This is a genomic window from Luteimonas sp. A649 (assembly GCF_054072735.1).
The window spans coordinates 1501745-1515344 of sequence record NZ_JBSVRQ010000001.1 but is presented as its reverse complement, the minus strand read 5'-3'; the positions used below and the strand labels follow the sequence as shown (position 1 = coordinate 1515344).

The window sequence follows — 13600 nt, the reverse complement described above, 5'->3', positions numbered from 1 at the left end:
CCGCATAGGATCACAGCACACGCATGTCCTGGCTGAAAAAACTCATGCCCGCCCGCATCCGCACCGAGGGCAGCCCCGCACGCAAGCGCAGCGTGCCCGAGGGGCTGTGGGAGAAGTGCGACAGCTGCGGCGCGGTGTTGTACCGGCCCGAGCTCGAGGAGAACCTCGAGGTCTGCCCGAAGTGCGCCCACCACATGCCCATCCGCGCCCGCGCGCGCCTGGCGGCCTTCCTCGACGCCGGCAGCGGCCGCGAGATCGGCGCCGCGCTCGGCCCGGTCGACGTGCTCCGCTTCCGCGACCAGAAGCGCTATGCCGACCGCATCAAGGCCGCGCAGAAGTCCACCGGTGAGCGTGACGCGCTCATTGCGATGGAAGGCTTGTTGAAGGGCAGCCCGATCGTCGCCAGCGCCTTCGATTTCGCCTACATGGGCGGCTCGATGGGCTCGGTGGTCGGCGAGCGCTTCACGCTCGGCGCCGAGCGTGCGCTCGAGATCGGCTCGCCCTTCGTCAACTTCTCCGCGAGCGGCGGCGCTCGCATGCAGGAAAGCCTGTTCTCGCTGATGCAGATGGCCAAGACCTCGGCCGCGCTTGGTCGGCTGCGCGCGGCTGGACTGCCCTACATCTCGGTCATGACCCACCCGACCACCGGCGGCGTCTCGGCCTCGTTCGCGATGCTGGGCGACATCAACCTCGCCGAGCCCAAGGCGCTGATCGGCTTCGCTGGCCCGCGGGTGATCGAACAAACCGTGCGCGAGACACTGCCCGAAGGGTTCCAGCGTTCGGAGTTCCTGGTCGAGCACGGCGCCATCGACCAGATCTGCGACCGCCGCGAACTGCGCGAGCGGATGGCCGCCCTGCTGGCGATGCTGATGCGCCGTCCGGCACCGCCGGCCGACGAAGTGGCCGCGTCGTGAGCGGCGTTGCAGCGCGGCGCTGGTTCGGCACCGACGGCATCCGGGGCCGGGTAGGCGAGAGCCCGATCTCTGCCGATTTCATGCTGCGCCTCGGCAACGCCTACGGCCACGCGCTGCTGGCATCGCTCAAGGGCGGGGGCGAATGGCGCAAGCCGCTCGTGATCATCGGCAAGGACACGCGCATCTCGAACTACATGTTCGAGGCCGCGCTCGAGGCCGGCCTGGTGGCCGCGGGCGTCGACGTGCAGCTGATGGGGCCGATGCCGACGCCCGCCGTCGCGCACCTCACGCATTCGATGCGCGCAGACGGCGGCATCGTGATCTCGGCGTCGCACAATCCGCACCACGACAATGGCATCAAGTTCTTCTCGGCCATGGGCGAGAAGCTCGACGACGTGACCGAGCTCGCGATCGAGTCCGCGCTCGAGCAGCCGTTCCGCACCGTGGCGGCCGACCAGCTGGGCAAGGCGGTGCGCACGCGCGACGCCGTGGGCCGCTACGTCGAGGCCTGCAAGGGATCGGTGCCGCGCAGCTTCGACCTCGACGGCATGCGCATCGTCGTCGACTGCGCCCACGGCGCCACCTACCAGATCGGTCCGATGGTGCTGCGCGAGCTGGGTGCGCGCGTGGACGCGATGGGCGTTGATCCCAACGGCACCAACATCAACGACGGCGTCGGCTCGACCCATCCCGAAGGCCTGGCCGAGCGCGTGCGCGCCACCGGCGCGGAACTTGGCATCGCCTTCGACGGCGACGGCGACCGCGTGATGTTCGTCGACGGTGACGGCGTGGTCCGCGACGGCGACGACCTGGTCTACGTGCTGGCCTGCGACTGGCAGGAGAGCGGCCGCCTCCGCGGCCCCGTGGCCGGGACGCTGATGACCAATTTCTCGCTGGAGCAGGCGCTCGCCGCACGCGACATCGGCTTCATGCGCACCAAGGTCGGCGACCGCTACGTGCACAAGGCGCTGATCGAGCACGGCGGCATCCTCGGAGGCGAGGCCTCGGGCCACCTGCTGTGCCTGGACCGCTCCACGACCGGGGACGGCATCGTCAGCGCCCTGCAGGTGCTGGAGGTGCTGCACCGGCGCGGGATGTCGCTGGCGGAAGCGCTGCGCGGCCTGCGCAAGGTGCCGCAGCGCACCGTCAACGTGCGCATCGCGAATGGCGCAAGGCCGGTCGAGGCCGGGAGCGTCCAGGCGGCGTTGGCCGACGCGCAGCGGGCCGTGGAAGGCCGAGGGCGCGCGTTCCTGCGCCCGTCGGGCACCGAGCCGGTGGTGCGCGTGACCGTGGAGGCCGACGACGAGGCCCTGGTGGCGGCCACCCTGGAGCGCTTGGCCGAGGCGGTACGCGCCGTCGCCTGAGATCGAAACTTCCGGGCGGGCGGTATCATTGCGGACCTGCGCCCCCGCCGGGGGCGGTCGCCCCCGAGTGAGCCATGGCCCCGCGTATCCCGACCCTCGACATCCGCCGTTTCATCCAGCCCGCCAGCCCGGAAGACCGCCAGGCCTTTATCGATGACCTGGGCGCCGCGTACCGCGAGTGGGGCTTCGCCGGCATCCGCAACCACGGCATCCCGCAGGGCCTGATCGACGAGGCCTACGAGGCCTTCAAGGCCTTCTACGCGCTGCCGGAAGAGACCAAAAAGAGTTACCACGTGCCGGGTGGCGGCGGCGCCCGTGGCTACACGCCCTTCGGTGTCGAGACGGCCAAGGATTCCAAGCACTTCGACCTGAAGGAGTTCTGGCACATCGGTCGCGAGATCCCGGACGATTCCGGCTACCGCGACGTCATGCCGAAGAACCTTTGGCCCGATGAGGTCCCGGCGTTCCGCGAGAAGGGCTATGCGCTGTACCAGGCGCTCGACGCGCTGGGGTCGCAGGTGCTGCGCGCGCTGGCCCTGCACATCGAGCTGCCCGAGGACTATTTCGCCGACAAGACCGATTTCGGCAATTCGATCCTGCGGCCGATCCACTACCCGCCGATCACCGCCGACGACATCCCCAACGTGCGCGCCGGCGCCCACGGCGACATCAACCTGATCACGCTGCTGGTGGGTGCCAGCGCCGCCGGCCTGGAAGTCCGCTCGCATGAAGGCGAGTGGGTGCCGTTCACCGCCGACGCCGACACCATCGTGGTCAACATCGGCGACATGCTGCAGCGCCTGACGAACCATGTGTACCCGTCGACGATCCACCGCGTGGTCAACCCGCCGGGCGAACTCGCGCGCCAGCCGCGCTACTCGGTGCCGTTCTTCCTGCATCCGAACCCCGACTTCCTGATCGACGTGCTGCCCTCGTGCATCACGCCCGACAATCCCAGCCGGTATCCGGAGCCGATCACGGCGCATGGCTACCTGGAAGAGCGCCTGCGCGAGATCAAGCTCGCCTGAGTCTGCCTGCCGGGCACGCGCGTTGCGTGCGTGCCCCATGCAGGAATGTGTACGAAGGCCTAGAATCTGCGGCCCGTCAACGTCCGAGGTCATCCCATGCGCGCACGCATCGTCGCCGGCAACTGGAAGCTCAATGGCAGCCGCGGCTTTGCCGATGGCCTGCTGTCGGACGTGGCGGCGGGCCTGCCGGTCGCGGGCGTCGAGGTGGTGGTGCTGCCTCCGGCCACGCATCTGGGAAGCCTGGTGGCGGCCTATGGCGATCGCGGCATCGGCTTCGGCGGCCAGGACGTCAGCGAGCATGCCGAAGGTGCCTACACCGGTGAAGTGTCGGCACGGATGCTGGCCGATGTCGGCGCGGGCTTCGCGCTGGTCGGGCACTCCGAGCGCCGCCAGTACCACCGCGAGGACAGCGACCTGGTCGCGCGCAAGTTCGCGGCCGCGGTCGCGGCCGGGCTGCGCCCGATCCTGTGCGTGGGCGAGTCCCGGGAGGACCGCGAGGGCGGTTCGACCGAGGCCGTGATCGCCTCCCAGCTGCGCCCGGTGCTCGAGCTGGCCGGCGCCGCGGGCTTCGCCGGGGCCGTGGTGGCCTACGAGCCGGTCTGGGCGATCGGCACCGGACTGACCGCCAGCCCGGAGCAGGCCCAGGAAGTCCATGCGTTCATCCGTAGCGAGGTTGCCGCGATGGATGCTAAGATTGGAAATTCACTGCCGATCCTCTACGGCGGCAGTGTGAAGCCCGCCAACGCCGCCGAGCTGTTCGCCAAGCCCGACGTCGATGGAGGCCTGATCGGCGGAGCGTCGCTGGTGGCCGCGGACTTCATGGCCATCGTGGCCGCAGCGGCCCGCTGACCTCCAGGGCACCAGAGAACGGAACCAATGCTGCAGCTCATCCTCAACATCGCCTTCGTGCTGGTCGCCATCTCGCTGATCGCGCTGATCCTGATGCAGCGTGGCGCGGGTGCCCAGGCTGGCTCCGGTTTCGGCGGTGGCGCATCGGCGACCGTCTTCGGTGCGCGCGGCGCATCCAATTTCCTCAGCAAGTCCACCAAGTGGCTGGCCATCACCTTCTTCGCCCTGACCCTGTTCATGGCGTGGCAGGCGACGCAGATGGCGCGGCAGGCGGGTCCCGTCGCCGCCGACCTTGGCGTGATGTCCGAGATCCCGATGGCGCCGGCGACGCCGGCCCCGGCCGGGGCGGTCCCCGCGGCGCCCGACGCCGTGCCCGCTGTCCCGGAATCCACCGTCCCCTCCGTGCCGGAGGAATTGCCGCCCGCGGCATCTCCCCCCGCACAGGGGGAAACGGGGCAGGAAGCTCCGCAGGACGAGTGATAGCGATTACAATATCGCGCTCCGTACCCAGGTACGGAAAGAGTCAGAAACATTGCCCAGGTGGCGGAATTGGTAGACGCACTACCTTGAGGTGGTAGCGGCTTAGGTCGTGGGGGTTCGAGTCCCCCCTTGGGCACCACTACGCGTCGGGCCCGGTCGTTCAACGGCCGGGCCCGGCACCAGCAAGCAAAGGGCGGCGCAAGCGGCCCGTAGCCGAGAGAACACCGTGCTGGCCGAATATCTGCCGACCCTGCTGTTCCTATTTGTCGCAACCGGAATCGGCATCAGCCTGGTCGTCATAGGCAATGCCCTTGGGCCGAAGTTCTACAATGCCGAGAAGTTGACGGCGTACGAATGCGGCTTCGCCCCGTTCGAAGATTCGCGGATGCAGTTCGACATCCGCTACTACCTCATCTGCATCCAGTTCATCGTCTTCGACCTGGAAATCATCTTCATCGTGCCGTGGGCCACCGTGTTCCGTGAGCTCGGCGTGCTCGGCCTGATCGAGATGGGCATCTTCGTCGGCATGCTGCTGATCGGTTTCATCTACGTGTGGAAGAAGGGAGCGCTCGAATGGGAGTGATCCAGGCGGCCCGCAGCCTTGCGAATGCCGCGAGCAACCCGCTGTCCGAAGGACGCGTCGACGACATCCTGCGGCCGGAGGGCGAGAACCCGCTCCTCGAGCAGGGCTTCGTCACCACCAGTTCGGACATCCTGCTTAACTGGGCGCGCACCGGCTCGATGTGGCCGGTGACCTTCGGCCTGGCCTGCTGCGCGGTCGAGATGATGCACGCCGGCGCGGCGCGCATGGACCTCGACCGTTACGGGGTGGTGTTCCGCCCGTCGCCGCGGCAGTCGGACGTCATGATCGTGGCCGGCACCCTGGTCAACAAGATGGCCCCGGCGCTGCGCAAGGTCTACGACCAGATGCCCAACCCCAAGTGGGTCATCTCCATGGGCAGCTGCGCCAATGGCGGCGGCTATTACCACTATTCGTATGCGGTGGTGCGTGGCTGCGATCGCGTGGTTCCGGTCGACATCTACGTGCCGGGCTGCCCGCCCACGGCCGAGGCCCTGGTGCACGGCATCCTGCAGCTGCAGCGCAAGATCCGCAGGTCGAGCAACTTCGGCGAGGACAAGGTGGGCCAGCGCAATGTCTGAGTCCGCCACCGCGTTCGCCGCGCGCCTTCGCGCCCGCTTCCCGACGGCCCTTGTCGATGTCGCGCTGCCGCGCGGCGAAGTCGGCATGGTGCTGCTCGCGTCCGAGTGGCGCGAAGGCTGCCGCACGCTGCGCGACGAGTTCGGCTTCGAGATCCTGATCGACCTCTGCGGCGTCGACCACCTGGGCTATGGCACCGACGAGTGGGACACCGACGTCTCCTCCGAAGGCTTCAGCCGCGGCGTGGAGGGCAGGGGCCCCGGTCGCTTCCGCTACGGCGAAGCGCCGAGCCAGCAGCTCGCGCAGCCTGACGGCGAGGGGGCGATCCCGCTGCCCGAGAACCGCTTCTCGGTGGTGGTGCAGTTGCTGTCGATCGCCAACAACCGCCGTCTGCGCGTGACCTGCCATGCGCCGGACGACGCCCTGCCGGTGGTCGACTCGCTGTTCGAGGTGTGGGAAGGCGTGAACTGGTTCGAACGCGAAGCCTTCGACCTGTTCGGCATCATGTTCCCGGGCCATCCCGACCTGCGCCGCCTCCTCACCGATTACGGCTTCATCGGCCATCCGTTCCGCAAGGACTTCCCGCTGATCGGCAACGTCGAAGTGCGTTACGACGCGGACAAGCAGCGCGTGGTGTACGAGCCCGTCACCTCGGTCGAGCCGCGCGTACTGGTCCCGCGCGTGATCCGCGACGACGCCCGCTACGAGACGAGTGCCGGCGAGTCGCAGGACCTCAAGGTCGGCCCGGTGCGCGGTTACGGTGTTGCAGGAGACACGAAGTGAGCATCCACCCGCCCAGCGAGCTGCTGGCCAGCAGCCCGGCCGAAGCGCGCCAGGAAATCCGCAACTACACGCTGAACTTCGGCCCGCAGCATCCGGCCGCGCACGGCGTGCTGCGCCTGATCCTGGAAATGGACGGCGAAGTCGTGCAGCGCGTGGACCCGCACGTGGGCCTGCTGCATCGCGGCACCGAGAAGCTGGCCGAGTCCAAGCCGTTCAACCAGTCGATCGGCTACATGGATCGCCTCGACTACGTGTCGATGATGTGCAACGAGCACGCCTATGTGCTGGCCATCGAGACCCTGCTGGGCATCCAGGCGCCGGAGCGTGCGCAGTGGATCCGCACGATGTTCGACGAGATCACCCGCGTGCTGAACCACCTGATGTGGATCGGCTCCAACGCGCTCGACCTCGGCGCGATGGCGGTGATGCTGTATTCGTTCCGCGAGCGCGAAGAGCTGATGGACGTCTACGAGGCGGTCAGCGGCGCGCGGATGCACGCGGCGTACTACCGTCCGGGTGGCGTCTACCGCGACCTTCCGGACCACATGCCGAAGTACCGCGAGTCGCCGTGGCGCAAGGGCACCAAGCTCAAGCGCTTCAACGAGTGGCGCGAAGGCTCGATGCTCGACTTCCTGGAAGCCTTCACGAAGGACTTCCCGGCGCGCATCGACGAATACGAAGTGCTGCTGACCGACAACCGCATCTGGAAGCAGCGCACCGTCGGCATCGGCGTGATCCCGCCGGAGCAGGCCATGGCCTGGGGCATGACCGGCGTGATGCTGCGTGGCTCGGGCATCGAGTGGGACCTGCGCAAGAAGCAGCCCTACGCGAAGTACGACCAGGTCGATTTCCAGATCCCGGTGGGCACCAACGGCGACTGCTACGACCGTTACCTGGTCCGCGTGGCCGAGATGCGCGAATCCAACCGGATCATCGCCCAGTGCGTGGCGTGGCTGCGTGCCAACCCCGGCCCGGTGATGGTCGACAATTTCAAGGTCGCCCCTCCTTCCCGCGAGGAAATGAAGGACGACATGGAAGCCCTGATCCACCACTTCAAGCTGTTCTCCGAAGGCTATTGCGTGCCCGAGGGCCAGACCTACCAGGCCGTCGAGGCGCCCAAGGGCGAGTTCGGCTGCTACCTGGTCAGCGATGGCGCCAACAAGCCCTTCCGCGTGCACCTGCGCGCGCCCGGCTTCGCGCACCTGTCGTCGATGGACGCGGTGGTGAAGGGGCACATGCTGTCCGACGTCGTGGCGATGGTCGGCACCTATGACCTCGTCTTCGGAGAAGTGGACCGATGAAAGCGACCGGCAACTTCGAGAACGCGCGCAACGTCGACCCGATGGTCGTGCTCAGCGATGAGACGCGCGCGCACATCGACCATTGGGTGGCCAAGTTCCCGCCCGACCGCAAGCGCTCGGCCGTGATCCAGGGCCTGTTCGCGACCCAGCAGCAGAACGGCGGCTTCCTGACCGACGAGCTGATCGCCGGCGTTGCGAAGTACCTCGGCATCCCGCCGGTATGGGCCTACGAGGTCGCGACCTTCTATTCGATGTTCGAGACACGGGAAGTCGGCCGCCACAACGTCGCCTTCTGCACCAACATCAGCTGCTGGCTCAATGGCGCCGAAGACCTGGTCGCGCACGCCGAGAAGAAGCTCGGCTGCAAGCTTGGCGAGACCACGGCCGATGGCCGCGTCTACCTCAAGCGCGAGGAAGAATGCGTGGCCGCGTGCTGCGGCGCCCCGGTGGTCGTGATCAACGGCCATTACCACGAGAAGCTCGACGCGACGAAGGTCGACGAGCTGCTCGACGGACTGAAGTGAGGCTGGACGCAGGCATGGCGCATCACAACTCCCACGTCTCCGAAGGCTACGGCCCCGTCGGCCCGGCGCCCAAGGAGCACCAGGCCGTGTACACCACGCTGCACTTCGACAAGCCGTGGTCGTACGAGAACTACCTCAAGACCGGTGGCTACCAGGCGCTGCGCAAGGTGCTGGCCGAAAAGATGCCGCCGGCCGACGTCGTCGAGATGGTCAAGCAGTCCGGCCTTCGCGGCCGCGGTGGCGCTGGCTTCCCGACCGGCCTGAAGTGGAGCTTCATGCCCAAGGGCGACGTGCAGAAATACATCCTCTGCAACTCCGACGAGTCGGAGCCCGGCACCTGCAAGGACCGCGACATCCTGCGCTACAACCCGCATTCGGTGATCGAGGGCATGGCGATCGCCTGCTACGCCACCGGGTCCACGGTCGCCTACAACTACCTGCGCGGCGAGTTCCACCACGAGCCCTTCGAACATCTTGAAGAGGCGCTGGCGGAAGCCTATGCGCACGGCTGGCTGGGCCGAGACATCCTCGGCAGCGGCGTGGACATCGACATCCACAACGCGCTGGGTGCCGGCGCCTACATCTGCGGCGAAGAAACCGCGCTGATGGAGTCGCTCGAAGGCAAGAAGGGGCAGCCGCGCTACAAGCCGCCGTTCCCGGCCAACTTCGGCCTGTACGGCAAGCCGACCACGATCAACAACACCGAGACCTACGCCTCGGTGCCGGCCATCATCCGCAACGGCCCCGAGTGGTTCGCCGGCCTGGGCAAGCCCAACAACGGCGGCTGCAAGATCTTCTCGGTCTCCGGCCACGTGATGAAGCCGGGCAACTACGAGATCCGCCTCGGCACGCCGTTCTCCGAACTGCTGGAGATGGCCGGTGGCTTGCGTCCGGGACGCACGCTCAAGGGCGTGATCCCCGGAGGTTCGTCGATGCCGGTGCTGCCGGGCGAGACGATGATGGGCCTGACCATGGACTACGACGCCCTGCAGAAGGCGGGTTCGGGCCTGGGTTCGGGCGCGGTGATCGTGATGGACGACAGCACCTGCATGGTGCGCGCCTGCCAGCGCATCTCGCGCTTCTACTGGCAGGAATCATGCGGCCAGTGCACGCCCTGCCGCGAAGGCACGGGCTGGATGTACCGCATGGTGAGCCGCATAGTGGAAGGCAAGGCGACGATGGCCGACGTCGAGATGCTGCGCGCATCCGCGGGCCAGATCGAGGGCCACACCATCTGCGCCTTCGGCGAGGCCGCGGCCTGGCCGGTGCAGGGCTTCCTGCGCCACTTCTGGCACGAATTCGAACATTTCATCGAGCACGGCCGCTCGATCGTCGACGCCAACGCGGAGGTGGCGGCATGAGCGCGCAGCCGGTGAACCCGAACCTGCCGCCCGACCACGTCACCGTCTTCATCGACGGCGTCGAGATGGCCGCGCCCAGGGGCTCGATGATCATCCAGGCCGCCGACAAGGCCGGCATCCCGATCCCGCGCTTCTGCTACCACGACAAGCTCGCGATCGCGGCCAACTGCCGCATGTGCCTGGTCGAGGTGGAGAAGATGGGCAAGCCTGCGCCGGCTTGCGCCACGCCGGTGATGGATGGCATGCGCGTGTCCACGCGCAGCGACAAGGCGCTGAAGTCGCAGCGCAACGTGATGGAGTTCCTGCTGATCAACCACCCGCTCGACTGCCCGGTCTGCGACCAGGGCGGCGAGTGCGAGCTGCAGGACCTGTCGCTGGGCTACGGCCGTTCGGTCTCGCGCTTCGTCGAACGCAAGCGTTCCGTGGCCGACGAGGACCTGGGTCCGCTGGTCGCGACCGAAATGACGCGCTGCATCCACTGCACGCGCTGCGTCCGCGTCACCGCGGAAATCGCCGGCACTTACGAACTGGGCGGCATGCAGCGCGGCGAGAGCCTGCAGATCGGCACCTACGACGGCAAGCCGCTGACCACCGAGCTTTCGGGCAACGTGATCGACGTCTGCCCGGTGGGCGCGCTGACCAACAAGGTGTTCCGCTTCCGCGCACGCCCCTGGGAGCTGATCGCCAAGGAGTCGCTGGGCTACCACGACGCGCTTGGCAGCAACCTGTTCCTGCATTCCCGCCGCGGCGAAGTGATGCGCACCGTTCCGCGCGACAACGAAGCGGTCAACGAGTGCTGGCTGTCCGACCGCGACCGCTATTCGCACCAGGGCCTGTACGCCGACGACCGCGCGACGCGTCCGTTGCTGCGCGTGGCGAACAACGGTGACGAAGCCGACTGGCGCGAAGCGACCTGGGACGAGGCGCTTGCGCGTGCCGCGCAGATCCTGCGCGACAACGCCGCCGACGACCTCGGCATCCTGGTGCACCCGTCAACCTCGAACGAGGAGGGCGCGCTGGTCGCACGCCTGGCCGAGGGCCTGGGCACGGGCAACCTCGACCACCGCATCGCCCAGCACGACCTGTCCGACGGCGCCGTCGCCGACGTCTTCGGCATGCCGGTGGACGCCATCGAGCAGGCCGACGCCATCGTCATCGTCGGCAGCAACCTGCGCACCGAGCTGCCGCTGGTCAACCAGCGCGTGCGCAAGGCCTGGCGGGCCGGGGCCAAGGTGCACGTGGTCAACCCGGTTGACTTCGACTTCACCTTCGACATCACCCACAAGTCCATCGTGGCGCCGTCGCGGATCGCTGCTGCACTGGCGTCGTCCGAACTCGGGCAGGCGCTTGCGGGTTCCTTGCGTGCCGTGGTGATCGTGGGCGCGGTGGCCGAGTGCGGGATCCACGCCGCGGCCATCCGTGCTGCCGCCGGCGATTTCGCGCGCAGCAACAATGCCGCGCTGTGCCGCGTGCCGCAGGGTGCGAACGCGGTCGGGCTCGCGCGCCACGGCGTGCTGCCGACCTCGCGCGATGCCGGCGCCATGCTGGCCCAGCCGCGCGGCGGCTATGTGATCTACGGCATCGAGCCGGGGCTGGACTTCGCCGACCAGGCGAAGGCGATGCAGGCCCTGGGCGGCGCGCAAGTGGTGGCCTTCAGCCACTTCGCCTGCCAGTCCACGCGCCGCGTGGCCGATGTGATCCTGCCGATCGGACTGCTGCCCGAACTCGACGCGACACTGACCAACCTCGACGGTCGCGACCAGCGCACCGTGGCCGGCGGCAAGCTGCCGGGCGAGGCGCGCCAGGGTTGGAAGGCGCTGCGCGCGCTCGGCGGCCTGCTGGGTGTGCCGGGCTTCGACTTCACCGACTTCGCCGGCGCGCTTGCGCTGGTGTCGCCGCGCCAGGTCGAGGTCGCGCGCGGCGCGGCCCCGGCAGCGGCGGGCGAGGGCCTGGAGTTGGCGGTATCGCAGGCGATCTACCGTGTCGACGGCGTGACCCGCCGCGCCGCGGCGCTGCAGGCGCATCCGCTGACCGTGGGGGCGCGCATCACCCTCAACCCCGATGACGCATCGGCGGCGGGCCTGCGCGAGGGCGCCATGGCGCGCGTGGCCAACGGAACCGGCACCGCGACCCTGCAGGTGGCGACGAGCACGGGCGTGGCCCGCGGCGCGGCGCTGATCGAATCCGGCTACGGCGCCACGGCGGCGCTCGGCGCCGGCACGGTGCGGGTGGAGGCCGCATGAGCACGACGACGACCAACACCGCCACCGTGCTGCTCGGCTGGCTCGAACCCTTCCGCGCCTGGCTCGATTCGCTCGGCGCCATGGGCACCGTGATCTGGCTCGTGCTGCTGATCCTGTCGATCACCATGCCCGTGATCATCACGGTGGCCTTCTACGTGGTCTGGGAGCGCAAGCTCCTGGCCTGGATGCACGTGCGCCACGGCCCGATGTACGTCGGCTTCGGCATCCTCCAGGCCTTTGCCGACGTCTTCAAGCTGCTGTTCAAGGAAGTCATCCGGCCCAGCGCCGCGCACAAGGTGCTGTACATCCTCGCGCCGCTGATCACCCTGGCGCCTGCATTCGCCGCCTGGGCGGTGGTGCCCTTCGACACGCAACTGGTGCTGTCCAACGCCAATGCCGGCCTGCTGTACCTGCTGGCGATGGTGTCGATCGGCGTGTACGGCGTGATCCTGGCCGGCTGGGCATCGAACTCGAAGTACGCGTTCCTGGGCGCGATGCGCTCCGCGGCGCAGGTGGTGAGCTACGAGATTGCGATGGGCTTCGCCCTGGTGGGCGTGATGGTCGCCGCCGGCAGCCTCAACCTCAGCGAGATCGTGATGGCGCAGTCCGGCAACGCCGGCTTCCTCGAGTGGTTCTGGTTGCCGCTGCTGCCGCTGTTCATCGTCTACTTCGTGTCGGGCGTGGCCGAGACCAACCGCGCGCCCTTCGACGTGGTCGAAGGCGAGAGCGAGATCGTGGCCGGCCACATGGTCGAGTACTCGGGCGCGGTGTTCGCGCTGTTCTTCCTGGCCGAGTACGCCAACATGCTGCTGGTGAGCTTCCTCACCGCGACCTTCTTCATGGGTGGCTGGCTGTCGCCGGTCCCGGTGGCCTGGATCCCGGACATCCCGGTGCTCTCGGTGCTGCTGGGCGATGGCTGGTGGTGGCTGTTCCTGAAGGCCTTCTTCTTCGCCAGCTGCTTCATCTGGTTCCGCGCGTCGTTCCCGCGCTACCGCTACGACCAGATCATGCGGCTTGGCTGGAAGGTGTTCATCCCGCTGTCGATCGCGTGGATCGCGGTGACGGCGTTGATGGCGTACTTCGGCGTGTTCGAGGCAGGTGCGTGATGGACAAGTTCATTTCCCGGGCGCGCAGCCTGCTGCTGATCGAGATGTTCCGCGGCCTGGCGCTGACCTTCAGATACTTGTGGCGCCCGAAGTACACGATGATGTACCCGATGGAGAAGATCCCGCAGTCTCCGCGCTTCCGCGGGCTGCATGCGCTGCGCCGCTATCCGAACGGCGAAGAGCGCTGCATCGCGTGCAAGCTCTGCGAGGCGGTGTGCCCGGCGCTGGCGATCACCATCGATTCCGAGCAGCGCGAGGACAACACGCGGCGCACCACGCGCTACGAGATCGACCTGTTCAAGTGCATCTTCTGCGGCTTCTGCGAGGAGTCATGCCCGGTGGACTCGATCGTCGAGACCCACATCCACGAGTACCACTTCGAGAATCGCGGCGAGAACATCGTCACCAAGCCGCAGCTGCTCGCAATCGGTGACCGCCTCGAGGCGGAGATCGCCGAGCGCCGCGCCGCCGACGCCGCATACAGGTAA

At 68.0% G+C, this 13600-nt stretch carries 14 protein-coding genes and 1 tRNA gene; all 15 read left to right on the top strand.

All coding sequences use genetic code 11. From position 1 onward, the window contains the following. The first annotated feature begins 23 nt into the window (after positions 1-23). The 15 genes from accD (at position 24) to nuoI (ending at position 13600) form a co-directional block, all read left to right on the top strand. A complete protein-coding gene (accD, locus tag ACW5E8_RS07000; RefSeq protein WP_456964745.1) occupies positions 24-914 on the top strand; it encodes an acetyl-CoA carboxylase, carboxyltransferase subunit beta in 891 nt (296 codons plus the stop codon). Next, a complete protein-coding gene (gene glmM, locus ACW5E8_RS06995; protein WP_456964744.1) occupies positions 911-2278 on the top strand; it encodes a phosphoglucosamine mutase in 1368 nt (455 codons plus the stop codon). Before accD ends, glmM begins: the two co-directional genes overlap by 4 nt. Before the next feature lie 74 nt (positions 2279-2352). After that, complete coding sequence (locus ACW5E8_RS06990) at positions 2353-3306, top strand: isopenicillin N synthase family dioxygenase (protein WP_456964742.1); 954 nt, start codon at positions 2353-2355, stop codon at positions 3304-3306. A gap of 96 nt (positions 3307-3402) precedes the next feature. Further along, the gene (gene tpiA, locus ACW5E8_RS06985; RefSeq protein ID WP_456964741.1) at positions 3403-4155 is read left to right on the top strand and encodes a triose-phosphate isomerase; all 753 of its coding nucleotides are present in this window, start codon (positions 3403-3405) and stop codon (positions 4153-4155) included. Positions 4156-4182: 27 nt separating this feature from the next. Further along, the gene (gene secG / locus ACW5E8_RS06980) at positions 4183-4635 is read left to right on the top strand and encodes a preprotein translocase subunit SecG (protein WP_456964740.1); all 453 of its coding nucleotides are present in this window, start codon (positions 4183-4185) and stop codon (positions 4633-4635) included. Between the two features lie 54 nt (positions 4636-4689). Beyond that, positions 4690-4774: transfer RNA gene (locus ACW5E8_RS06975), tRNA-Leu, on the top strand. An 87-nt stretch (positions 4775-4861) separates the two neighbouring features. Then, complete coding sequence (locus ACW5E8_RS06970; RefSeq protein ID WP_456964739.1) at positions 4862-5218, top strand: NADH-quinone oxidoreductase subunit A; 357 nt, start codon at positions 4862-4864, stop codon at positions 5216-5218. Beyond that, positions 5209-5796, top strand: a complete 588-nt coding sequence (locus tag ACW5E8_RS06965) for a NuoB/complex I 20 kDa subunit family protein (RefSeq protein ID WP_456964738.1) — start codon at positions 5209-5211, stop codon at positions 5794-5796. The genes ACW5E8_RS06970 and ACW5E8_RS06965 overlap by 10 nt, the downstream gene beginning before the upstream one ends. Then, on the top strand, positions 5789-6577 hold the full coding sequence (locus tag ACW5E8_RS06960; RefSeq protein ID WP_456964737.1) for an NADH-quinone oxidoreductase subunit C: 789 nt from the start codon (positions 5789-5791) through the stop codon (positions 6575-6577). The genes ACW5E8_RS06965 and ACW5E8_RS06960 overlap by 8 nt, the downstream gene beginning before the upstream one ends. Further along, positions 6574-7878 (top strand): NADH-quinone oxidoreductase subunit D, encoded by a 1305-nt coding sequence (locus tag ACW5E8_RS06955; protein WP_456964736.1) that lies wholly within the window; start codon positions 6574-6576, stop codon positions 7876-7878. The genes ACW5E8_RS06960 and ACW5E8_RS06955 overlap by 4 nt, the downstream gene beginning before the upstream one ends. Continuing rightward, positions 7875-8402: an NADH-quinone oxidoreductase subunit NuoE gene (nuoE, locus tag ACW5E8_RS06950; RefSeq protein WP_456964735.1), complete on the top strand. Its 528-nt coding sequence runs from the start codon at positions 7875-7877 to the stop codon at positions 8400-8402. The genes ACW5E8_RS06955 and nuoE overlap by 4 nt, the downstream gene beginning before the upstream one ends. 14 nt (positions 8403-8416) lie before the next feature. Then, positions 8417-9763 (top strand): NADH-quinone oxidoreductase subunit NuoF, encoded by a 1347-nt coding sequence (gene nuoF / locus ACW5E8_RS06945; protein WP_456964734.1) that lies wholly within the window; start codon positions 8417-8419, stop codon positions 9761-9763. Continuing rightward, entirely contained in the window at positions 9760-12006 is a 2247-nt protein-coding gene (gene nuoG / locus ACW5E8_RS06940) for an NADH-quinone oxidoreductase subunit NuoG (RefSeq protein WP_456964733.1), read from the top strand. Before nuoF ends, nuoG begins: the two co-directional genes overlap by 4 nt. Then, positions 12003-13112 carry an NADH-quinone oxidoreductase subunit NuoH gene (gene nuoH, locus ACW5E8_RS06935; RefSeq protein ID WP_456964732.1) on the top strand — a complete coding sequence of 370 codons (1110 nt, stop codon included), beginning with the start codon at positions 12003-12005 and terminating at the stop codon, positions 13110-13112. Before nuoG ends, nuoH begins: the two co-directional genes overlap by 4 nt. Beyond that, on the top strand, positions 13112-13600 hold the full coding sequence (gene nuoI, locus ACW5E8_RS06930; protein WP_456964731.1) for an NADH-quinone oxidoreductase subunit NuoI: 489 nt from the start codon (positions 13112-13114) through the stop codon (positions 13598-13600). The genes nuoH and nuoI overlap by 1 nt, the downstream gene beginning before the upstream one ends.

Bases quoted from the DNA above. Each gene is read 5' to 3' on its own strand.
- nuoG (WP_456964733.1), top strand. From the start codon at position 9,760: ATGAGCGCGCAGCCGGTGAACCCGAACCTGCCGCCCGACCACGTCACC.
- nuoI (WP_456964731.1), top strand. From the start codon at position 13,112: ATGGACAAGTTCATTTCCCGGGCGCGCAGCCTGCTGCTGATCGAGATG.
- nuoF (WP_456964734.1), top strand. From the start codon at position 8,417: ATGGCGCATCACAACTCCCACGTCTCCGAAGGCTACGGCCCCGTCGGC.
- nuoE (WP_456964735.1), top strand. From the start codon at position 7,875: ATGAAAGCGACCGGCAACTTCGAGAACGCGCGCAACGTCGACCCGATG.
- secG (WP_456964740.1), top strand. From the start codon at position 4,183: ATGCTGCAGCTCATCCTCAACATCGCCTTCGTGCTGGTCGCCATCTCG.
- tpiA (WP_456964741.1), top strand. From the start codon at position 3,403: ATGCGCGCACGCATCGTCGCCGGCAACTGGAAGCTCAATGGCAGCCGC.
- nuoH (WP_456964732.1), top strand. From the start codon at position 12,003: ATGAGCACGACGACGACCAACACCGCCACCGTGCTGCTCGGCTGGCTC.
- ACW5E8_RS06960 (WP_456964737.1), top strand. From the start codon at position 5,789: ATGTCTGAGTCCGCCACCGCGTTCGCCGCGCGCCTTCGCGCCCGCTTC.
- ACW5E8_RS06965 (WP_456964738.1), top strand. From the start codon at position 5,209: ATGGGAGTGATCCAGGCGGCCCGCAGCCTTGCGAATGCCGCGAGCAAC.
- accD (WP_456964745.1), top strand. From the start codon at position 24: ATGTCCTGGCTGAAAAAACTCATGCCCGCCCGCATCCGCACCGAGGGC.
- ACW5E8_RS06990 (WP_456964742.1), top strand. From the start codon at position 2,353: ATGGCCCCGCGTATCCCGACCCTCGACATCCGCCGTTTCATCCAGCCC.